The sequence below is a fragment of the Acinetobacter sp. ANC 3813 genome (assembly GCF_002135435.1).
Taxonomy (GTDB): domain Bacteria; phylum Pseudomonadota; class Gammaproteobacteria; order Pseudomonadales; family Moraxellaceae; genus Acinetobacter.
The window spans coordinates 128,166-150,380 of the sequence record NZ_NEGK01000006.1 but is presented as its reverse complement, the minus strand read 5'-3'; the positions used below and the strand labels follow the sequence as shown (position 1 = coordinate 150,380).

At 43.0% G+C, this 22,215-nt stretch carries 23 protein-coding genes; 15 read left to right on the top strand and 8 right to left on the bottom strand.

The features are described from left to right. Window positions 1-4 precede the first annotated feature (4 nt). The 5 genes from B9T34_RS10785 to gmk all read right to left on the bottom strand — a co-directional run bounded on the left by B9T34_RS10785 (window position 5) and on the right by gmk (window position 4,117). Window positions 5-199 carry a bacterioferritin-associated ferredoxin gene (locus tag B9T34_RS10785; protein ID WP_086213138.1) on the bottom strand — a complete coding sequence of 65 codons (195 nt, stop codon included), beginning with the start codon at window positions 197-199 and terminating at the stop codon, window positions 5-7. A 156-nt stretch (window positions 200-355) separates the two neighbouring features. Then, window positions 356-739 (bottom strand): RidA family protein, encoded by a 384-nt coding sequence (locus B9T34_RS10780; protein ID WP_086213137.1) that lies wholly within the window; start codon window positions 737-739, stop codon window positions 356-358. 71 nt (window positions 740-810) lie between these two features. After that, on the bottom strand, window positions 811-2,916 hold the full coding sequence (locus B9T34_RS10775) for a RelA/SpoT family protein (RefSeq protein WP_086213136.1): 2,106 nt from the start codon (window positions 2,914-2,916) through the stop codon (window positions 811-813). A gap of 216 nt (window positions 2,917-3,132) precedes the next feature. After that, the gene (gene rpoZ, locus B9T34_RS10770) at window positions 3,133-3,414 is read right to left on the bottom strand and encodes a DNA-directed RNA polymerase subunit omega (RefSeq protein WP_004809957.1); all 282 of its coding nucleotides are present in this window, start codon (window positions 3,412-3,414) and stop codon (window positions 3,133-3,135) included. Window positions 3,415-3,490: 76 nt separating this feature from the next. Continuing rightward, window positions 3,491-4,117, bottom strand: coding sequence for a guanylate kinase (gene gmk / locus B9T34_RS10765; protein ID WP_086213135.1), 627 nt, complete (start codon window positions 4,115-4,117; stop codon window positions 3,491-3,493). Between the two features lie 134 nt (window positions 4,118-4,251). Here gmk and ispH point away from each other — a divergent pair, with 134 nt between their 5' ends. The 12 genes from ispH to rplS all read left to right on the top strand — a co-directional run bounded on the left by ispH (window position 4,252) and on the right by rplS (window position 15,580). Beyond that, window positions 4,252-5,202, top strand: a complete 951-nt coding sequence (gene ispH / locus B9T34_RS10760) for a 4-hydroxy-3-methylbut-2-enyl diphosphate reductase (RefSeq protein WP_086213134.1) — start codon at window positions 4,252-4,254, stop codon at window positions 5,200-5,202. A 160-nt stretch (window positions 5,203-5,362) separates the two neighbouring features. Continuing rightward, window positions 5,363-5,854, top strand: a complete 492-nt coding sequence (locus B9T34_RS10755; protein ID WP_086213133.1) for a GspH/FimT family pseudopilin — start codon at window positions 5,363-5,365, stop codon at window positions 5,852-5,854. Further along, a complete protein-coding gene (pilV, locus tag B9T34_RS10750; RefSeq protein ID WP_171265180.1) occupies window positions 5,851-6,360 on the top strand; it encodes a type IV pilus modification protein PilV in 510 nt (169 codons plus the stop codon). Before B9T34_RS10755 ends, pilV begins: the two co-directional genes overlap by 4 nt. After that, window positions 6,360-7,331 (top strand): PilW family protein, encoded by a 972-nt coding sequence (locus B9T34_RS10745; RefSeq protein ID WP_086213131.1) that lies wholly within the window; start codon window positions 6,360-6,362, stop codon window positions 7,329-7,331. Before pilV ends, B9T34_RS10745 begins: the two co-directional genes overlap by 1 nt. Continuing rightward, window positions 7,331-8,140 (top strand): hypothetical protein, encoded by an 810-nt coding sequence (locus B9T34_RS10740; RefSeq protein WP_086213130.1) that lies wholly within the window; start codon window positions 7,331-7,333, stop codon window positions 8,138-8,140. Before B9T34_RS10745 ends, B9T34_RS10740 begins: the two co-directional genes overlap by 1 nt. Window positions 8,141-8,165: 25 nt before the next feature. Then, window positions 8,166-12,275 (top strand): PilC/PilY family type IV pilus protein, encoded by a 4,110-nt coding sequence (locus B9T34_RS10735; RefSeq protein ID WP_086213129.1) that lies wholly within the window; start codon window positions 8,166-8,168, stop codon window positions 12,273-12,275. A gap of 11 nt (window positions 12,276-12,286) precedes the next feature. Next, a complete protein-coding gene (locus B9T34_RS10730; RefSeq protein ID WP_086213128.1) occupies window positions 12,287-12,787 on the top strand; it encodes a type IV pilin protein in 501 nt (166 codons plus the stop codon). 1 nt (window position 12,788) lies between these two features. Continuing rightward, window positions 12,789-13,247, top strand: a complete 459-nt coding sequence (locus tag B9T34_RS10725; protein ID WP_086213127.1) for a type IV pilin protein — start codon at window positions 12,789-12,791, stop codon at window positions 13,245-13,247. A gap of 138 nt (window positions 13,248-13,385) precedes the next feature. Further along, window positions 13,386-13,643 carry a 30S ribosomal protein S16 gene (rpsP, locus tag B9T34_RS10720; RefSeq protein ID WP_086213126.1) on the top strand — a complete coding sequence of 86 codons (258 nt, stop codon included), beginning with the start codon at window positions 13,386-13,388 and terminating at the stop codon, window positions 13,641-13,643. Between the two features lie 30 nt (window positions 13,644-13,673). Continuing rightward, entirely contained in the window at window positions 13,674-14,222 is a 549-nt protein-coding gene (gene rimM / locus B9T34_RS10715; RefSeq protein WP_086213125.1) for a ribosome maturation factor RimM, read from the top strand. A gap of 42 nt (window positions 14,223-14,264) precedes the next feature. Next, window positions 14,265-15,008, top strand: a complete 744-nt coding sequence (gene trmD, locus B9T34_RS10710; protein ID WP_086213124.1) for a tRNA (guanosine(37)-N1)-methyltransferase TrmD — start codon at window positions 14,265-14,267, stop codon at window positions 15,006-15,008. Window positions 15,009-15,205: 197 nt separating this feature from the next. Continuing rightward, complete coding sequence (gene rplS / locus B9T34_RS10705; RefSeq protein ID WP_086213123.1) at window positions 15,206-15,580, top strand: 50S ribosomal protein L19; 375 nt, start codon at window positions 15,206-15,208, stop codon at window positions 15,578-15,580. A gap of 533 nt (window positions 15,581-16,113) precedes the next feature. Here rplS and B9T34_RS10700 read toward each other — a convergent pair. From B9T34_RS10700 to B9T34_RS10690, 3 genes are all read right to left on the bottom strand, one after another. Beyond that, on the bottom strand, window positions 16,114-17,082 hold the full coding sequence (locus B9T34_RS10700) for an esterase/lipase family protein (protein ID WP_086213122.1): 969 nt from the start codon (window positions 17,080-17,082) through the stop codon (window positions 16,114-16,116). 206 nt (window positions 17,083-17,288) lie between these two features. Further along, window positions 17,289-18,248, bottom strand: a complete 960-nt coding sequence (locus B9T34_RS10695; RefSeq protein WP_086213223.1) for an esterase/lipase family protein — start codon at window positions 18,246-18,248, stop codon at window positions 17,289-17,291. Window positions 18,249-18,696: 448 nt separating this feature from the next. Continuing rightward, entirely contained in the window at window positions 18,697-19,725 is a 1,029-nt protein-coding gene (locus tag B9T34_RS10690; RefSeq protein ID WP_086213121.1) for a lipase secretion chaperone, read from the bottom strand. A gap of 140 nt (window positions 19,726-19,865) precedes the next feature. On the opposite strand from B9T34_RS10690, the gene truB reads away from it, so the two are divergent. The 3 genes from truB to B9T34_RS10675 all read left to right on the top strand — a co-directional run bounded on the left by truB (window position 19,866) and on the right by B9T34_RS10675 (window position 22,173). Next, window positions 19,866-20,771 carry a tRNA pseudouridine(55) synthase TruB gene (gene truB, locus B9T34_RS10685; protein WP_086213222.1) on the top strand — a complete coding sequence of 302 codons (906 nt, stop codon included), beginning with the start codon at window positions 19,866-19,868 and terminating at the stop codon, window positions 20,769-20,771. 39 nt (window positions 20,772-20,810) lie between these two features. Beyond that, entirely contained in the window at window positions 20,811-21,584 is a 774-nt protein-coding gene (locus B9T34_RS10680) for a sulfite exporter TauE/SafE family protein (RefSeq protein WP_086213120.1), read from the top strand. Window positions 21,585-21,711: 127 nt separating this feature from the next. After that, window positions 21,712-22,173 (top strand): hemerythrin domain-containing protein, encoded by a 462-nt coding sequence (locus B9T34_RS10675; protein WP_086213221.1) that lies wholly within the window; start codon window positions 21,712-21,714, stop codon window positions 22,171-22,173. Window positions 22,174-22,215: the final 42 nt, after the last annotated feature.

Genomic DNA, 22,215 nt, shown 5'->3' with positions numbered 1-22,215 from the left:
TTATTTAAGCGGCAATCGCAAGGCGTGCTGCCAGTTGTGATACTTCTTCACTGATAATTGCACGCGCTTCTGGAGCGCAGCGGCCACAGCATGTGCCTAGATCCAGCATATCGCGGACTTCGCGGTAGCTTTCAGCGCCATTGGCAATAGCATCTTTAATGTCTTGATCAGTAATACCGCGGCACAAGCAAACGTACATGGATTTACAGCCAAAAAAGTTTAAATACGATAAGTGATATTATTGATAATTATTATCGTTTGTCAATAAAAATCATTTAAATTAGCTTTAATTATAATTGGAATATTGAATAAAAAAACACCGTCTAATCGACGGTGCTTAATGAAGTTCTATAAATTATTGATTAATAATGACAATGCCATCCATTTCAACCAAAGCGCCTTTTGGCAGGCTGGCAACCCCTAATGCTGCGCGAGCAGGGTATGGCTGGGCAAAATATTCGCCCATAATTTGGTTAACAAGCTGAAAGTTCGATAAATCTGTGAGGAAAATATTGAGTTTTGCGATATCTGCCAATGTGCCGCCTGCAGCTTCACAAACAGCTTTTAAATTATCAAAAACACGGCGGATTTGAGCTTCAATACCTTCAACAAGTTCCATGCTGTATGGGTCTAAACCAATTTGGCCTGAAAGATACAGTGTATTGCCAACTAAAATTGCTTGAGAATATGTACCGATTGCAGCTGGCGCATTTTCAGTGTGGATCACTTGACGTGGCATTGATTTCTCCTTTTATCTTATTTCAATATCATACCTGATCTCAGGACATCCGGTATGTTTTATCGAAATAATTAACTGGCAATAGGCGCTTCAGCGGTATTCAGCGGCTGAGCAAGGCGGGTAATGCGCGGGAAGCCGAAGTGCATGCGCAGATTGCGGATCACTTCTGCAATCTGTTTGCGGTTATGTACCACGATGCTGACATAAGTTTTGTTCTCATGCGAGCGCACGGACTCAACGCCGACTTTCTCTTTACGGCATTGATAGATCAGCTCAGATACCTGTTCATCATTCAGGCTGAGATTCAGGCAGAGGTAAGCGCTGAAACTGATTTCATCCGTATCTTCATCATTCCAATGTAGGGGCATGATGTTTTCGGGATGCAAATGCTGTTCGTGCAAAAGGTTATGGCAGCGAGAACGGTGTACGATTAAACCGCGGCGTGATAAGTGGCCTTGGATGGCATCTCCCAACACAGGATTGCAGCAGTGCGCATATTTTACATCGACACCTTCAGTACCCTGAATCAATCGATCCGACTGCACAGCTTCCTGCGGCGCATCTTGAGCGAATAAGTGATTGGCTACCAGTTGCGGCAGTAAATCACCCACAGCAATCTGTTCATATAGATTGTTCGCAGAGTTGATATGGCGCCATTCTAAGACTGTTTGCCAATGCGCTGGGGTTAGATCCTTCACAGATCGGTTAAAGAGCTTTAACGCGCGGTTTAGGGCTTGCTGGCCGACAAGACGCTGTTCATCGATATCCTGTTCGCGCAGGATGTTCTGCAGTGCGCGCCGCGCTTTTTGCGTATTGATGAAGCTGAGCCAGTCTGGATTTGGAGTTGCCAGAACATCGGTGATGATTTCGATGACTTGCCCGCTTTGAAGTGGTGTGGACAAGGGTTTTGTTTCGCCATTAATTTTTGCGCCAACGGCATGGTTGCCTAAAAATAAACTGGCGGAATAGGCAAAATCTACAGCTGTTGCGCCCTGCGGCAGTTCGTGTAAATGCCCGTGCGGGGTGTAGACCCAAATTTTTTCTTGATGCAGATAATCCAGCAATTCATTAAACGTGGTTTTGGCGCATTCGCCGTCAATCAATACGTTTAAATTCTGCATGGAAGCTTGAATGGCGGAGCGGCAGGCTTGAGGCGCATTTTCGCCCAAGACCACCCCAAAGCGCGCAGCTTTGCGCATTAATTCGGTCTGGATGGTCAGCGACAGTGTGGTTTTTTCACCTTTTAAGCGCATCATCAGAGATTGATTGCCGCCCGGCAGAGGCCGGCGGATATGATCTTCATAATGCTGTATTTGGAAGCTGCCACTCAGAATATCCGCAAGGCGGTCACAGTCGGCAATGCTCTGCAGAATAATTTCAAAGGCGTGGCTGTGTGTGAGTTCTTGCAGGTCGATATTGTTTTTTACGAAGTGGCGCAGCAGTTCAATATTGTTGTCTTTCTTTTTGATGCGGCCGGCGATTTTATTTTCTTGCAGCAGGGCAGTGAGGTTGTTTTCCCACTTGGTTTGATATTCACAGCGTTTAGGCTTGGTTTGCTTGAGTGCATCTTGAACATTGTTATACATGTCTAAATCAAGATTTTGATAGCACAGATGCTCAAGGTTGTCGCCCATTTCATTCATGCCGACTAAGCGCGCCATAGGGACAAAAATTTCAAAAGTTTCCTGAGCGATGCGGGCGCGTTTGTCTGGGCGCAGCGCATCCAGTGTCGTCATATTGTGGTAGCGGTCGGCTAATTTAATAATAATGACACGCGGGTCCTGTAGAGTCGCCTGCAGGATTTTTCGGAAGGATGCGGCTTTATTATATTCTTTATCACTGGAGTGGCTGAGTTTGGTTACGCCATCCACCAGCTCCGCAACTGTTTTGCCAAATTTATCGCTAATATCTTCTTTACTGAATTCGGTATCTTCAATGACATCATGCAGCAGGGCTGCCATGAGCGTTTCTGCGTCCAAGCGCATATGCGCCAAAATGCAGCTGACTGCAATCGGATGCAAAATGTAGGGTTCACCGCTTTTACGGGTAATGCCGTCATGCGCGACATCGGCATAGTCACAAGCGTCAAGCACACGTTCAACATCGCTTTCGGTTAGATAAGCGTCGATAATAATTTTGAGCTGCTGCTTGGCTTGACTGACCTCTGGGCCTGGCATAGAACACCTTTTACTGCTGGAATTACAAATTAAACGGGTAATCCTCTAATGAAATGCATATTGCATGACTTGTCAAATTTTTCATTTAAAAAAGTGAAAAAAAATTAGTAAGAAAACCAGATTCTGCTCTACTTTATAACTTTTTTGACATAAAAATAATAGTCTGGGCAATAAAAAAGCCTAGTCTTAAAACTAGGCTTTTTATTGCGGTTTCAATTATTGAAAAGAGAAACCGTCTAAGTTCAAATTGTTTGCAGAAAGAGCAAGATCTAAGCTAGAAGTTTGGTAGTCTTGATCGCGCTGCTTTAAGATATCTTTAGATACATGACCTTCAGCAATTTCACGCAATGCAACCACTGTAGGCTTGTCATTGTCCCACTCTACAGTTGGTTCAATGCCTTGACGTGCCAATTGACGCGCGCGTTTGCTTGCCACTAGTACAAGCTCAAAGCGGTTGTCTACATGGTCTAAACAATCTTCAACGGTTACGCGTGCCATAAGAATTCTCGTTTGAATAGTAAATTTTAACAGACTGCACAGTATAAAAGGCTTTGCCTGCAGACTCAAGTTTTAATCACAAAACATTGGTCGGGGTAATTAATTTCTGGATCAAATCCTGATGGCGATCAGCTTGCTGTTTCAGCACGAGGCGGTTGGCAATAATCACCGCTTCAAGGTCATGCAGCGCTTTATTGAAGTCATCATTGATAATCACAAAATCAAAATTCACATACTGCTGCATGTCTTCAACAGCGCAGCTTAGGCGGTGTTCAATGACCTCTACGGTATCTGTACCGCGGTTAGACAGGCGTTGACGTAAGTCAAACTGGCTTGGCGGTAAAATGAAAATTTGTTTTGATTCAGGAAAAAGTTTGCGGACTTGCTGTGCGCCTTGCCAGTCAATTTCTAGCAGCACATCATGACCTTTGGCCAGCTGTTCTTTTACCGTACGCTGCGCAGTGCCGTAATAGTTGCCGAAAACTTCTGCGTATTCAATAAAACCGCCTTCTTGGACCAAAGCCAGAAAGTCTTCTTTTGGGGAAAAATGATAGTGAACGCCGTCGAGTTCGCCAGGCCGCTGGCCGCGAGTCGTATGGGAAACAGAAACATGTAAATTGTTAACACGTTCAAGTAGGGCTTTAACAAGTGATGTTTTGCCTGTTCCTGATGCTGCAGAAACGACAAACAAGAGACCCGACATGATATTTTTCCTGATATGATAAAATATCTTCTCTATTTTAGAGCAGACGACCCGCAAACAAAATAGCCAAGTGTCTTTTTTGTGGCATTTATTTTAAATCGTCTGCTGTTTTCCATGAATATTCCGAGGGCGCTATGGAAATTGTATTGGCCAATCCACGTGGTTTTTGTGCAGGGGTAGACCGTGCTATTGCGATTGTGAATCGCGCCCTTGAGTGCTTTAATCCCCCGATTTATGTGCGTCATGAAGTGGTGCACAATAAATTTGTGGTGGATGATCTGCGTCAGCGCGGCGCGATTTTTGTCGATGAGCTGGATGAAGTGCCAGATGACAATATTGTGATTTTCAGCGCGCATGGCGTTTCTAAAGCTGTGCAGCAGGAAGCTGAACGCCGCGGGTTAAAGGTTTTTGATGCGACTTGTCCTTTGGTAACGAAGGTGCATATCGAAGTGACTAAATATGCGCGTGAAGGTGTCGAAGCAATTTTAATTGGCCATGAAGGCCATCCAGAAGTAGAAGGCACAATGGGGCAGTATGACACCAAAAGCGGCGGCTCTATTTATTTGGTGGAAGATGAGGAGGATGTTGCTGGGCTGACTGTGCATAATCCTGAGCAAGTGGCTTTTGTTACGCAAACCACTTTATCGATTGATGATACTGCCAAAGTGATTGATGCGCTGCGCCAGAAGTTTCCATTAATTCAGGGCCCGCGCAAAGATGATATTTGCTATGCCACGCAAAACCGTCAGGATGCTGTACGTGATTTGGCTGCGCAATGCGATGTTGTATTGGTAGTGGGGTCGCCAAACTCATCAAATTCAAACCGTCTGCGAGAATTGGCGGAACGCATGGGGAAACATGCGTATTTGGTCGATAATGCAGATCAGCTGGAACAGGTATGGTTCAATGAAGATGCAAAAATTGGAGTGACCGCTGGCGCTTCTGCACCCGAAATTTTAATTAAGCAAGTCATTCAGCGTTTACAGGATTGGGGGGCTGCGGCGCCGCAGGAGTTGGCAGGGCGTGAAGAAAATATCACATTCAGTTTGCCAAAAGAGTTACGTATTCCCGTAACTCAGGCATAAAGTGTTGATTGCTTAACATTCTGATATTTTTAAAAATTTGACAGATAATTGCTTTTTGGCAATTATCTGTTTTTTTATACCTTTTATCTCTAATTGTGTTTGTTTTGTAAGAATTGTAGATATTATTTTAAATAGGAAAAGTCTGTTTTGGGGAGGCAGTATGCGTAGGGGTAATGGATTCACATTAATTGAGCTTATGGTGACGATTGCTGTGCTGGCAATTGTTGTAACTTTAGCTGCGCCTTCTTTTAGCAATTTATTGATTAAAGAGAATCTTAAAACTACGGCTTTTAATATGCGGGACACTTTAAAAGAGGCCCGCAGCAGAGCATTGCTGAATCGCGCATCTACTGTAGTATGCACCTCGCTGAGTAAGTCTGCATCTGCTGTAACTCAAGATGGGTGCGGTGCCAATTTGACAAACTATGTAACGACTATGTCGACTTCATTAAAAAACGATAGTGTCTTTATTGTAAATGTTGAAAAAAAAATAAGTGTTAAAGGCACGTCGAGTGACAGTTTTGTATTTTCTCCTCGCGGAAATTTAACGGCTGCGCAAACAATCACTTTTTGCTCTTCTACTGGATCATATATTTTAACGGTTGGCATCCCTGGAACAGTTGAAATTACACAAGGGGGAGTCTGCTCATGATTGGTGTTTCCAGCCAAAAAGGCGTTGGGTTGATGGAGGTTTTGGTTGCGATGTTAATCCTTGCTATCGCAATCTTGGGCTATGCGGCGCTGCAAGTCAGAGCAACTGCAGCGACAGAAGAATCAATTAAAAGGGCTGATGCACTTATTTTATTGAATGGACTTGCAGAAAAAGTAAGGCTAAATCCGACAGGTGATTATAAGGCAGCTGTACCGAGTTCTTTGCCTAACTGTGATAGCGGCTGTAATGCGGCGAATCAGGCGCTTTATGACTTAAAACAATACAGTGATGTTGCGGTATCAAAAGGGATGAAAGTTGGCGTAAAGAATTGTTTGAATACTTCGGCTAGTCAGGAGCGATTATGTTTAATTGCTGCTTGGGGAGAAACACAGCCAATTACTGATGCTAAAGCTACTCCAGATGCTCCCGCAGTTCAAAATGCATGTTTAAAAGCAGATGGTAAATATGTCGATGATTCTAGTTGCTTGGTGCTGGAGGCATATTAATGAAAACATTTAAACAGGCTGGTTTTACACTTATTGAGTTAATGATTGCAATCACATTGGGCCTGATATTGGTTGCTGTGGCAATTCAAATGCTTGTCAGTGGGCAGCAAAACTATCGGATTCAATCTTCCGCTGCATCTTTGCAGGATAGCGGTTTATTTGGGATTAATTACGTCACGAAAAATATTCGTTTAGCAAACCATGGCAATGCCAGCATTATTAATGATGCATCATTGTATGGCGGTATTGTGTTAAGCAATCAAACAAGCAGCTCAGCTACTCCTCCTGCAGATGGTAATTTAAAAGGTTTGAAAATTGGAACTGCCTTGCTGACGGGTAATAACTTAGTATCAGCAAGTGTGAATAATGACAGTGCATTTAGTACTTTTCCAAAAAGTGATCAGCTGGTCATTATGTATCAAGCGCCTATGGATACTTTCACATGTGATGGTAAAAAAGTACGAGGGCCAATAAAAACCAGTACCACTTATGCCAAAGGCTGGTATGTCATTGAGCGTTATTACATTAGTAAGGATAGTACTAAAAGTGAAGCAAATCTGAATTGCTCATCCAGCATGTTTATTGCAGATGGTGAAACTGTTCCACAGACTTATGAGTCTCAAACTATTGTTGCTGTAAATACACTGACAACAAGCTATGCAGCGAATGCTGGCGAAATTATTGCAAAAAATATTGAGTATATGCGAGTGCAATTGGTTGTTCGTAATACCAATGGTACTACACGTACTTTAGGTGTGAATGACTATAAAGCAATTACGACATTGCCGCGCCCAGCGGTAATTGGTGTGAATTTAGGCTGGCTTGTACGTTCTTCAGAAAAGGTCGCAATGGCTGAAAAAACAGAATTCAAAGTTTTAGATCAGACAATTACTGCGGCAAAAGACGGTTACATGCGTCAGGTTTACACCACAACAATTGCAATCCGTAATGGTGGATTGGGGGATATCTAATGATAAATCATTCAAAACACCAACAGGGTGTAACCCTTATTACAGTATTGATTTTACTGATATTAATCACAGTTGTTGGTTTGTATGCTATCCGCAACAGTATTTTTAGCTTAAAGCTGGCGACAAATGCTCAGGTACAAACCTTATTAATGCAAACTTCTGACGTGGCATTGGATCATTTAGAAAAAAACTTTAATGCCAATGAAAGCACGAATTTAGCGGGTACACCAATTGGGCAAGTTTTATTAGATGGCAACCAAGGTAAGGAGCTGCAGTTTTGTTTTAAACCAACAGAAATAGAAAGCAGTGCGGCTAAAAATAACATGTTCTTTAATCTTGGCGACTTTCGAATTATTGAACGGGCGTCAGCAACTGCGGCAACTGGTGTGAGCGCGGCCCTTTCAGGGGATATTGATGCGGTTTGTAATCCAGCGACGATGTTTTCTATCAGCCGTAAAGCGATTGTGACGCAGGTTTCTGTAGTTAATCCAGATGATCCTGCAGTGGAAATGCGCAAATTTGAATTGACCAATAAAAATACAGATTTAAAGGCTGATGTGGATACGAAACGTATCCGTGTGGTTGCAACATCGTTTGCTCCTGCTATGGCGCCGTCTGTCACTTTATCGGATATGAATACGTGTTTGAGCGGGCGTGTAATGGATGATTTGCTATTGAAGAACCGTGCAAATAGTTCTACAGGCCAAGTTAAGGTAGAGACTTTGCATGAATGCCTAAATCAGCTGGGTGTGCCGCTGAATACGCAAGTTGCAGAATATGTAGTCCGCTTAACTGAAGAAAAAAATTAAGCACTGGAAGATCGGGAGAAGAGAAATGAGATTAAAAACCCTTGTAATAATGATGGCCTTGCTTCCAGTGATGGCGGTGCCAACAAGTACAGCAGTCCTTGCGAGTGACTTGAGCCTGTATAGAGGAAATACGACTGGAAAGACGTCTATTCTGTTAATGCTGGATACATCAGGAAGTATGGGAATTAGTTCGCTTGTACTGCCGAAAAATAATACTTATGGCAGCCCAGGTGATGTTGATAGCTCTTTGTGTTCACAAGTTGATGTAAAAGAATTTAAAAATGATTACAAGGACTCCACGGCAGTCAACTTTAAAGAGTGGGCCTATAATTTAAGAGATACTGCAACTAATAGAACATCAATCCAAAAATCAGTGACTATTGGTACGACTACCATAACTTACTACGTTCGCGGATGTACTAGTAACGGTGTAACTCAATACGATCGACTATCTCGCCTCAAGGATGCGATTTTACCCTTGTTGGCAGAAAGTCCAACAACAGGATTGTCTGATAGTGTAGTTATGGGACTAGGACAGTTTTCATCTAGAACAGAGTTGACTATTGGTAATGTGCCTACAAAATTAGTCGATGGTCATTCAGGCAGAATTGTTGTGCCAAATGCTCCGTTGACAACAGCGCAGCGTATAAAAATAGCTCAAGCTTTAGCAGCAATTAAATCCATTGATACATCAACAAATGAAGATGGAACCTCTAATACTAATTTAAAGATTTCCAGTCAAACCTATCCAGATGTAATTAAGGCAGCCAGCGGTACGCCAACAGCGCATGCTTATGCAGAAGCGGCGGCATATATGATGGGTACAAATACTGGGGGAAGTGCAACATCCAGTAGTAAAGTTGGCTATATTTATGATGGCTATATGTTGAAGCAAAAAGGCTCGGAACAGGTTTATTTACTTTGTGCGACTTCTGGAGGCGGGACAACCTCAGCATTAGGTGCAACTGTAAAACAGTGCCCAAGCGATTGGCCTGAATGGAACAATAGTGACAAGACAGTTCAAGGCACAACTATTTACAAACCTTATGATGGCTCATGCACTAAGGCAAACTCACCTAATCAAAACTGGTGTACGGTGAGCTTTAGTAGCTTTAAGACAGAAGTTGGCGGCGGAATGTCATCGCTATGGGATGCGTATAAAAAACTTCCTGTTGGCTGGCGCTTTGACGGTTGGGTTAAAGTGCCTACAGAACCATTGGATATTGAACCGGTTGTTGGTACGGTTTGGGGTTATCCTGATAGTATTAATGGTTTGGTTTCGTATCGTACTAATCCTTTTTCACTGGATGGGACAAATGACAATACGGTTGGCGGTTTTGCGTATTCAGTGGCTGAATCGAAGAATGGCAACAACTATATAGCTGGTGGTTCAACGAATAGCTGTGATGGGAACGGTATTTATTTCTTAACGGATGGTGCGCCAAACTCGACTAAAGATGACATGGCGAGAACAATCTTAAACCGCTCATTAACGGATACTTATAAATTTTCGGCAAAGCCAACTGGTACGGGAGTTTTAGTTTCACCGACTTTAAAGTCTGATTTATTTGCAGGCGAAACCGGCGGCTGGGAATATATTGGTGAATATGCCAAAAAAGTGCGTAATAGAACAGAAGAATCTGATACGCAAAAGAACCCTGCTGATATGAATATTAAAACAGCGGTTGTTGGTTTTGGCGCTTCTTTTGCAGGTTTAACTAAGAATACAGATGGTACATATAATTGTGCGAGCGCACCAAATGATGATGCTAAAAATGCGTGTTTGTGGGGGAGTAAAGCATATGGAGATGGCGGTTTCTATTATGCAGAAAACTCAGCAGATATTAAAAACAGCATTAGAAAATTTGTTAACGATGTGTCAGTGGGTTTTACTCCGTCAAGTTTAGGCGCAATCTCTGTGCCGCGCGATCCATTAGATCAGACAAAATCTATGACTGAAGGGTTTTTTCCAATGATTATGCCAATGGAAGATTCTACCTTCCGTACATGGACAGGAAACTTAAAGAAATATAAAATTCTGGGCGGTACGCTAAAAGACAGCAGCAATAATGCGATTTATAAAATTGAAAACAATCAGCAGATTATTAACTCATCCGCAAAAGATTTATGGTCAAACGCAGCTGCTGGTTCAGATCATTCATTAATTAATAGCGGTGGTGCATGGAATAAAATTCCTGTTCCATCTACAGCTTTGGCTGCAGCAGACTCAATCAGCAATGTAGATAGCGAGCGTAAAGTCTACATCTTAGATGGCAGTTCTTTAAAGAAAGTGACTAAGACAAATCTGGCAACGGATACTACTGGTACAGATGCACTGAGCGGGACTTACACAATTAATCAGCGCTTAGCTTTGTTGAATTATATGGGTTATAAAACTGTATTCCCTGCAGCAACGACTCAAACAACTTTAACTTCTACAGAAATTAATACGCTTGCAGTAAATCCAGCTAGCCCATATAGATTCCTTGGCGGGGTTGTACATTCAACACCTTTAATGTTGACTAAAGAAGCGACAGTAAGCGGAGCTAACGCAGCAGGTACTCGTGATGAATACACTGTTTATGGCTCAATGGATGGCGGCTTGCATATTGTGGATGCTTCGACAGGTAAAGAGCAGTCAGTATTTGTGCCGCCAGAAATTATTTCTAATCAATATGACACGTTGGCTGGTAAAGATTCAAAAGGGGTGGGTAGTCTGTCGGGTATAGCTTATGGTGTAGATGCGCCATGGGTAGCGGACAATACCTTTAAGGTGCAAATTACTAAGTCTGGTACGACTGCAACCACAAAATATGTTGCCAATAAAATGAATATTTTTGGCGGTTTGCGTATGGGCGGAAGTGGACTTTATGGATTGGATATACTTAATCCAGCAAGTCCGAAGCTGTTATTCCAAATTAAGCCAACAACAACGAATGAATTTCAGCGCATGGCTCAAATCTGGGCTAAACCGACTATTGCTGAAATTCGTGTCAAAGGCGAACGTAAAAAAGTCTTAATTTTTGGCGGCGGTTACGATGCGGCGGCATATGAGCAAGCGAATGCTGCAAATCCAAGCTCAACTTATGGCAATGCTTTATACGTTGTAGAGGCTGCAACGGGTAATTTGATTTGGATGAGCAGTTCTGATACTTCAGGTGTTTCTACTGCGAATAGTCACAAACAGACTGTAAATAGCGATATGAATTACAGTGTTGTAGGGCAGCCTGTAGTGCGGGATTATGATGCGGACGGCCTTGCAGACATGATTTATTTTGCAGATTTGGGCGGACAGGTTTTCCGTGTAGATTTGAATAACAATAATCAAATGTCTGCAACAACAAATACGAATATTGCAGTGCGTGTGAAAACCTTAGCGAAGTTGAAAGATGGTACATTTGTACCGCGTTTTTATGACCGTTTATCTACGGCTGTCTTTGATGATGGGCAAAACCGCTTTGTATTGGTGACAGCGGGTTCTGGTAATCGCAGTTTTCCTTTGGAAGCAGAAGTTGGCGGAAAAAACAAAATCTACGGTTTAATTGACCGTGATGCAGCAGCCAATGGTTTGGAAAAATCGAGTTTTACATCTGCTGCGACTATTTTGCCAGCGAATTTGGCTAATTCAGGCATACTGGGTAAAACGGTTACTAAGCAAATTTCTGCTGCCGACATTGCTAAGATGAAGTTAACAACAGGCAATACGATGCTTCGAGGTTGGAGCTTTGAACTTCGCTCTGTGGACTCTGGAAATTATGCGCGTGCATTTGAAGAGTCGCAGCTCATCACTGGTGATTTATATGTGAGCTTGTATGATCCGAAAGCGACATTAACTGGAACCGTGAGCGGCTGTGGTGGCGGCGTGACAGGTATTTCTACGACTCACCGTATTTGCATGCCGTATGGTGACTGTGCAGCATATGTCAAAACCAGCTATCAAGGTATTAATGGCCCTGCCTTTGGCGCAGTATCATCTACAGATCCAAGAACAACCATGTTGGTTGGACCTGTTGCGGAGACACAAGAAGCTTGTGTGGGAAATTGCCCAACTGCAAATACAGTTTTAACCAATAAAAATCTGTATACATATAGTCAGGCACGTAAGATTAAGCCTGTCCGCTGGTTTGAGTGGTAAGGGAAGCATGTATGGGCAAAATTCAAAAAAATACAGCAGGCTTTACCTTGCTTGAATTGATGGTTGTTGTGGTGATAGTTGCAATTTTTGCAGCTATCGCTATACCCAGTTATCAAGCATATGTTGCTAGAGCGCATAAATCAAAAGCACAGTCAGAAATGCTCAAAATTGCTGAACGGCTGGAAAATTATAAAGGCAAGCAATTAAGTTATGCAGGCTATGTTCCAGAGCATCAAACAGCGAATAAGGGTGAAATTAATATTCCATATGATTCAGGAACTGATTTTGATTATCAAATCAAATTAGTCGATATTAATGATTCAACCATTGCCTTGGAAGATTCTGCTGTTGGACAAGGGTGGAAAATGATTGCGGTTCCAAATCAATTAAAAGGAAATGCACTGAGAGCTTCTCAATATTTATTATTGGATTCTCGCGGGGTGAAATGCATGACTAAAGATGCATTAACAGTTTCCAGCACCAGCTGCACGAATGGGGAAGATTGGAGATAGTATGAGAGGATTTAAAGGATTTACTCTTGTAGAGTTGCTGATTGTCGTTGTTATTATCGGAATATTAGCAGCAGTCGCATTGCCTTCATATCAAAGTTATGTGAAAAGAAAAAATCGCGTAGAGACTCAAAGTACAATGATGGAAATTGCACAAAGGCTGCAGTCCTATAAGTTGGCCAATGGAGATTATGGGGTAAGTAATTCTACGTCGAGTTATGCGACTAACCCATTAAAAAATCCAGCTATTTATGGGCAAACGGTATCCCCAAGAAGTGGTCCTGCATTGTACAATTTAACGATAACAGCTTCTCCAAATGCATCTTGGACAATGATAGCAACACCTATATCAACAGGAATGCAGAAAAGTAACGGAGCTCTGACTTTGACACATTCTGGAACACAGTGTTGGTTTAAAAAAGATGATGCTACCGGCAGTTGTTTAAGCTGGGCCGAAAAATAAATTCAAAAATGTGGATAAACAATTTTTGATCTTTCATTCGGGGCAAATTTCACGTAAAATATTGCCCTCTATGAAAGGGGTTTGAAATGTATCGATGGTCGGTACAGGGATAATCCGTAAAAACTATAAGGTTCTATCATGGTTGTTATTCGTCTTGCACGCGGTGGTGCTAAAAAACGTCCATTCTATCAAATCATTGTGACTGATAGCCGCAATGCGCGTGATGGTCGTTTCATCGAACGTATCGGTTTCTTTAACCCAACAGCTCAAGGTAAGGCAGAAAAACTTCGTTTAGACGCTGACCGTTTTGCTCATTGGGTTGCACAAGGTGCTCAACCTTCTGAACGTGTTGCTTCTTTGGCTACTCAAGCTAAAAAAGCTGCAGTTGCTGCATAATTTTTTGAAAATTAAAGTAGCAGGCAACCCATGACACCAACACAGAATGTGCCCGAAGATCGAATTCAGATTGGACAGCTGCGTTCAGCATATGGATTAAATGGGTGGCTCTGGGTCTATTCCAATACAGAACCTATGAGCAACATCTTTGACTATCTGCCTTGGTACATTGAGACCAAAGCAGGTTGGCAAACAACAGATGTAAAACGCTGGAAACCGCATGGCAAAGGCTTGGTTGTCGCGCTGAAGGGGGTCATTGACCGTACTGCAGCAGATCAGCTGGTCGGCGCCAATGTATGGATATCTAAATCGCAGCTGCCTCAACCGGGCGTGGACGAGTATTACTGGACAGATTTGAAAGGCTTAACAGTGTTAGGTCTGAATGATGAAGAACAGGAAGTGAATCTCGGTCAAATCCATGAACTGTTTGAAACAGGCGCTAATGACGTGATGGTGGTTCGCGCTACCGCTGACAGCGTTGATGGCGAAGAGCGGATGATTCCATGGCATAAAGATGTGGTACAGCGTGTTGATCTCGAAGCTGGTCGTATCTACGTGAATTGGGGCGTAGATTATTAATCCTTTCAGGGTTAACGCAGCAGGAAAATAGAGGAGTCTGCGGTGTTTTTTGCAGTCATAACGCTTTTTCCTGAAATGTTTGAAGCGATTACAGCCTACGGTATTAGCGGGCGCGCGGCAAAAAAAGAGTTGATGCAGCTTAGCTGCATCAATCCTCGAGATTTTGCTGAGGGCAACTACAGACGGGTGGATGAACGTCCATTCGGCGGTGGCCCCGGTATGGTCATGATGGCTGAGCCTTTGGCGAAAGCAATTAACCATGCCAAACAGCTTGCACAGCAAGCAGGTGCAGTTCATGTTCCAGTGGTGTATATGTCACCGCAAGGAAAGACCTTAAATGAACCGGCGGTACAGCAATTTGTCGAATATGACGGACTGATTGTACTGTGCGGGCGTTATGAAGGTGTTGATGAGCGTTTGATCCAGAAATATGTTGATCAGGAATGGTCAATTGGAGATTACGTATTATCGGGTGGCGAGCTTCCTGCGATGGTTCTCTTAGACAGTATTATTCGGAGGCTTCCGGGTGCGATGTCTGATGAGCAGTCACATGTGCAAGACTCATTTGTGGATGGTCTTTTAGACTGCCCGCAATATACCAAGCCAGATCATTTTGAAGATTTGGATGTGCCTGAAATTTTAAAAACAGGGCATCATGCAAATATTGAAAAATGGCGGTTTTTGCAGCGTTATCAGCGCACTTTAGCACGCCGGCCTGAGCTGGTCGAAAAAGTCGAGCTGACTAAGCAGCAGAAAAAATGGCTTAAAGATTCGCAAGGGAAATAATATTTATATTATTTTCTAAGCAAAATTCGAGGCTTAGCTTCGAATCGGTACTTAATTTTATGTTAAGTATTCTTTAATAGGCTTTTTATGCATTGAAGTGGTCAATCGTAAAAAGAAAGATAATCGGGTGTATGCGCTTTAGCCTCTATACCCTGCGATATTCAGACCTCTTCTGACTCGCATTTTGGAGATACCCCATGAGCGGTAAGCATCCTTTAGTACAAGCTGTTGAAAATGCACAATTAAGAACTGATCTACCTGCGTTTGCACCTGGTGATACAGTAATTGTTTCTGTAAAAGTTAAAGAGGGCGACCGTGAGCGTCTTCAGGCTTTTGAAGGTGTTGTAATTGCGATTAAAAACCGCGGTTTAAACTCTGCGTTTACAGTTCGTAAAATTTCTAGCGGTGTTGGTGTTGAACGTGTTTTCCAAACACATTCTCCAATCGTAGCTAAAGTTGAAGTTAAACGCCGTGGTGATGTTCGCCGCGCTAAACTTTACTACCTACGCGAATTGTCTGGTAAAGCTGCACGTATCCGTGAAAAATTGCCAGCTCGTAAAGTTAAAGCTTAATTTTAAGTTTTTACTCGAGTTAAAAAATGCGCCTTATGGCGCATTTTTTATAGCTGAAATTTATTGGTTTATAGCTGAAGAATCAGAATCTATCAAAGATAAAATCTTGACATATAGATAATCTGCTGTTGATACATCTTGCTGCCTTACTCGATTGGCTGTCTTTCTAAAGACAGCAACAAGCTCCAGCGCTAAAAAGCTCTTTAGACCAGACAATTGGGTAACTTATTCAATACGGTTTCATTTGTAATCCTTATGGATGGTCAGCTTAAGCTTAGCACTGCATTTTCTGGCTAAACCATCATTTGGCTGCTCACTGAAAGCAATACTCTTCTTTGCTGTGAAAACTATATTCGGACAAGTCAATTTGTACTGTTAGTGTTCTCTGTTCTGGAATAGAAGTGAATGATGCTGCGGCATCATTGGTGTTTGTATATAAATGACTGAATAGAGGGCTTATATGATGAGCAAAGCTGCATTCAATGGGTTCGTCAGTTCCTGTCATACAGCTTAATGACAGGAACTGAAAAAAATTATAAACCTTGAAGTTTTAAACGGTTGGCGTGCTGACGATAAACATCAACAGGGTCTGGCGCAAATAAAGCTTTCAAGCCAAGGACTTGGTTGACTTCATCGAGGTGGTTCCAGTTGTAATCATCGCGGATGGTTTTGCCGAATTTTGCGCTGCATTTCGGTACAAGGCCATCGTTATTTTTGCCGCCATCAATCAGCAGGGCAGTGACTTTAAGTGCAGAATCCAAATCCAGAACATTGGTAATTTGACCTACGCCAGTAAATGAATAGTTGTAAACGCCTTGATCTACTGCTGGACCATCACCGCAGGCAGTTGTTGGCATGCCGAGCGGGAATTTGGCATTGTAAAGCGCCGAGCCGGCTAAGGTCAGGCTTTTACCGCCTGCCAAGGCATCATGCGGATAGCTGTTCGGATCTAGACCTTGCGCCCAGGTAATCGCTTTGGAAACAAAGTTCACCAAGCCAACAAGCGGGCCTTCAACAAATGTGCCTTCAGCTTTTAAGATCAGGTCAGCAACAGGTGAGCCTTTGTTTGGACCGCCAACACTGGTTAATGATGCGACAACATCAGGACGGACTCCTGCAACATAGCGGATTGTTGGGCCGCCGTGTGAATGGCCAATTAAATTGACTTTGCTCGTTCCTGTTAAAGCGCGGATTTCCAAAACTTGCTGCAGCAGCTGTTCACCGCGGATTTCACTTGAATTAAATGGAGAAACGCGGGTTGCCCAGACATTGGCGCCATTACGCGCTAAATCCGGCAAAATTTGATACCAGTAATCTAAACCGAGGGTATCTGTACCAACCGTGATGAAACCTGCCATGCCGTGTGCAAAAACCACTGGGTATTTGGTTTTAGCATAAGTGCTTATAGCTGTTTTTTTGACTTGTTCGGCTTGAGTTGCGGCCTGTGCTGAAGCGAGTGTGCAGAAGCCCAATAATGCGGCTGTAAATAGTCCGTATTTCATGTTGATTCCTCAGTTTTTATATCGTTTTTTTTGTACTGACAATATAAGTTGTCATCTCTATTATTGCTGAGGAAAGAGTGAATACAATCAATAAGTGATTAGTATCTGTGCGATATGTAACAAATATTGTTATTGTAGCAGAGTGTAAGCTGCTTTAAAAAACAGGCATAAAAAACCCATAAGCTTAGGCTTATGGGCTGGACGGGTTACAGTCCTTGAAGCTTTAAGCGGTTTGCATGCTGGCGGTAAAGTGCAACAGGGTCCTGTGCAAATATGCCTGTCAAGCCAAACATCATGTTTGCTAAGTCGGTATGGTTCAGTTTGTAGTCGTCACGGATCACTTGCCCCATGTACGCGCTGCAGCGTGACACCATGCCGTCATTGTCTTTATTGCCATAAGATAATGGGCCTAACTGCATGAGGATCGTGTCGATATCCAGCAAGTTCGTGGTTTGCGCTACGCCAGTCCAAGAGAAGTAGCGGATGCCTTTGCTGTCAGTTGATTTTAAGCTCTTGCTGCAGTTTTCTGTTGCCGCAAGAACGCCGTCTTTCACGGCAGTTTTAGCAACGGTAGCATTGAAATTGGCAGAACCTGTTTGAGATAAAGACTTCATCGAAGCGTCAAAATCAATGCCCAATTCTGGTTTTGCCTGCGCCAAAGCAATTAATGGCCCAATAATATAATCGCCTAAAATATTGAATGCCGTTTTAGTCAATTTATTGTTTTGGATATCATCCGCTACTTTTGAACCGTGGTAAGTGCCTGCAACACCTGTAATTGACGCTAAATATTGAGGTTTGGTTGATGCGACATAAAGTACTGTCGGGCCGCCGTGTGAATGGCCGATCAAGTTCACTTTGTCTTTGCCCGTTAAGGCAAGAACTTCTTCAACTTGAGTAATCAGCTGCTCGCCGCGGTAGGCAGTGGTATTTGCCGGTGAGAGCTGAGCAGCAAACACCGTTGAACCATTGCGCGCCATATCCGGCAAAATTTGGTACCAATAGTCAATGTTCAGCGATTCATTGCCGATACGTGACCAGCCTAACCATCCGTGTACCATCAAAATCGGGTACTTGGTTTTAGCATAATCACTTTTTGCAGTTTCTGTGACTTTTAAAACACCAGCCTGAGTGCTTGCCGATAATCCAATCGCTAAGCAAGCCATAACGCCGAGAGCGGCAGTTTTGACTTTGGTTGTTAAAGTACGCATATGCATTCCTTTGTTTGGTTTGTTTTTATTACTGTTTTTTTAAGGTAAAGCAAACTCTCCGGTGCATCTTTGTGTGAATATTCAATAGTTCCCTGAAGAAATATCCATGTTGTAGTTTAGAGAGTGAAAATAAAGCAGATGCCCAAGTATTTTTTCATGACACATGTTTATTTCCATGTCATTTCAGGCCACCAACCATCAAAGAATGTCACTAATTTGTAATTTAACCGCCTTTTGAGTTTAAAAAATGACTAAAAGTGTAACGTGGACGGATGCTGAATTTTGATTTTTTTTGAGTGATAAAATATTAAAGGACGCTTAGGCGTCCTTTAAATGTGAAACAGATCATTAAATTACTCAGGTCTTTACACAGCAGTAAAAATGCATGCTGCCTTAGCTGGTTTTATTCACTGAAGGGCAGTTTTTCACCTTGATCATGCAGCGTCTCAAAGGTATTGACCCGCAGCTGATCTTCTTTGGCTTTAAAATATTGTCCGCGAAGCTGATTGACTGCTTTTTGTTTTGCATCATCACCCATGCCGCTTTTCATGATGCTGTCACGTTCTGATAAATAGCTGTTTACATTGCTCTTCCAGTCAGCGCGCTGTGTATCGAGCTTTTCTAAACGCTGCGTTGCTTCAGGTCCAACCAAATTTGTACGCATTTGATGAATTTCTTCTGCTGAGCCGCCGCGAGCTTTTATGTCTGCTGTGAGTTTGCGTAAATCTTCCAGTTTATTAATTTGCTCTAAGTTTTCTTTCCATTCTGCTGGCAGTTCATCAAACAGCGCTTTTAATTTTTGCGCCTTTTCCTGTTCGCTCAGGGATTTATCATTAATCACGTCTAGGCGTTTTAAGGTATAAATGTGATAAGTGTTTTCCGCGCCAAATAAGCCTTCAATTTCATAATCTGAAAAGAATTGCTTACGTATATTTTGAGTGCTGTTAAACACTGAGCGGTAGTATTGAGGATCATCCTGACTCAAGTTAGGCGCTTGCAAGCTGCCCAGCTTTTCACGATAGTCCATATAGCGGTTCCACAAGTCTAGAATCTGTGACAGCGCAGGTTCTTTGTAGTCTTCATCAATATAGGTTTTAAAATCTTTCCTGATCTGTTCAATTGATTTTTCGCCGTATTGGGTAATGAAATACTCAAAACAGTTTCGAGTTTGTTCATTCACAATTAAGCGGTTGGAGCTGTCCAGCTTCATTTGGCAGTTGATTTCCGTATCTTGCTGGCTTCGGCTGCTGAAAGAAGTTCCGCCAGTGCTGGCGGCCTGTGATGACGCCATTTCGCCAGCGGCCAGAGTGCTTTGCTGATCAGTATTTTCTGCAGCAGGCGTGCTGCCTTTATTGGGTGACAGCCAAAAAATTAATGCGCCAATCGCGATAATGACTGCAGCGGCTAAGATCCATAGTTTGTTTTTCTGCATATCCTCATGCGCCTTTTTTAGATTTTATTTGTTATCAATGATGCAATGGGTCTGAATATGCCACAGCTGAAAGACAAAATCACAGAAAAGTTGTAAAGATTCAGTTACCATTGCGCAGTATTCTTTTGCTTATTTTTGCTATGAAACCATCTGCCAAAAAAATTCAGCGCCGTCATATTAGCGGTGTTTTTTTATTAAATAAACCGCTAGGCATCAGTTCTAACGGTGCTTTGCAAAAAGTGCGCTGGCTATTCCGCGCGCAAAAGGCAGGGCATACCGGCGCCTTAGATCCTTTGGCTTCAGGCTTGCTGCCGATTTGCTTAGGTGAAGCGACTAAGTTTTCGCATTATTTATTAGATTCTGTAAAGCGTTATGAAACGACGGTTTTTTTAGGGCACAGCACAACCACGGGTGACACTGAAGGTGAAATGCTGATGGAGCAAACGGTTCCTGTGCTGAATGAGGCTAAAATTTTAGAAGTGCTGCAGCAATTTACCGGCGATATTCTGCAAGTGCCGCCAATGTATTCAGCGTTGAAAAAAGAAGGCCGTCCGCTCTATGAGTTGGCGCGCAAAGGCATTGAGATTGAGCGTGAAGCGCGTCCGATCACTATTGAAGCCATTCAATTGCTGTCTTTTACAGAAAATAGCATTACGCTGGATGTGACCTGTTCAAAAGGCACGTATATTCGAGTTCTAGGTGAAGATATTGCTAAAGCGCTGGGCAGCTATGGGCATTTGACCTATTTGCACCGGATTCAAACGGGGCAGTTTCAGCTGATTCCAAGCCATACCATTGAATATTTGGAAAGTCTAACGGAGCCAGAGCGAGAAGCGCTATTACTGCCGGTCTATGCTCCGATTGATCACTTTCCCAAAGTGCAAGTGCCGGAAGGCCGAGCTGAATTTTTCAGCCGCGGTATGGAAAGCAATATTGAGCATGACGCAGTGCCGGAAGCGTTGGTCTTTGATGGCGAGAAATGTTTAGGCTTGGCGGAAATCACTGAGCATAAACGTCTGGTGCCGAAACGTGTTTTAAATCTTTAATCCCGATTCTTAAACTTTCATTCATTTAAGGCCCGTACTGTGGAAATTGAAATTATCTTAAGCCTGCTGTTTTTTGCTTTCTTTGCTGGGGCGATTGATGCTGCAGTAGGCGGCGGCGGGCTGATTCAAATTCCAGCCATTATGAATGCCATGCCGCAGCTGTCGCCGGCGACAGTATTCGGCACCAATAAACTGTCTTCCATTTTTGGTACAGCTTCGGCTTCTTATTCTTTTTTACGCCAAGTCAAACTGCGCTGGAAGCTGCTGGCAGTCATTGCTGCCTGTGCGTTTGTGGCTTCATTTGCAGGCGCTGCCTGTGTGTCGATGGTGCCAAAAGAAGTCTTGCGGCCCTTCGTACTGGTCATGCTGATCGTCATTGCGATTTATACCTTTATGAAGAAGCAGTTTGGACAGGTGCATATCCGCCAAGAGCTGACGCCAAAGATTTTACTGCTGGCGGCAGCAGGCAGTCTGGCCATTGGTTTTTATGACGGTATTTTTGGACCCGGTACGGGCAGTTTTTTCATTTTCTTTTTTATCCGCTATTTAAAAGCAGACTTTCTGCATGCTTCTGCGTTGTCTAAAATTGCCAATCTCACTACAAATTTAGCGGCATTGAGCTTTTTTGCCCCGACCGGACATGTCCTGTTTGCCATTGGCGGCATGATGGCTGTAGCGAATATTGTCGGTTCAATTGTTGGGGTGAAGGCTGCTTTGAAATACGGCAGCGGCTTTATCCGTATTTTGTTTTTAATTTTGGTCAGTGTGCTGATTATCCGCTTGGGTTATCAAACCATTACAGGGCAGAGCTGAACAAAATTTAACAGAGTGTTATAGCGCTCTAATGCTGATTGCGATAGGCTGAAACACAGCCAAACTTATTTTTTAGAAAAATAGGGTAAGTTTGATGTCTATCCAGCTCAAGCATTTAGAGGCCATGATGAATATCTTTGAAGCTTTACGCCAGAGTCACGAGAAACAGCGGGAACTTGCAGCGCAGCTGCTGAATACTTCAGGTGATACGCCAGACCGCAGAAATTTATTTGAATTGCTGAAAAATGAATTATTCGCGCATGCCGTGGGTGAAGACCGCTATTTATATATTCCACTCATGATGACGGATTCGGGGCTGAATATCACCCGTCATGCATTAGCTGAACATCATAAAATGGATGAGCTGCTGGAGCAGCTGACTGAGACTGAATTCAGCAATCCAGGCTGGCTGGCGATTGCTAAAAAATTGTCAGAAACGGTACATCATCATTTAAAAGAAGAGGAGCACGGTTTTTTTCAGCAAGCGGGAAAAATTTTAACGCAAGCGCAAAAGTCGGAGTTAGCTCAGCAATATTTGGCTGAATACACAAAATATAAACGCAAAGAAAAAGACAGCTTGGTGGAATAGGCTGTCTTGATTTTTGAAGATGCAGAGCTGCGTGACTCTATG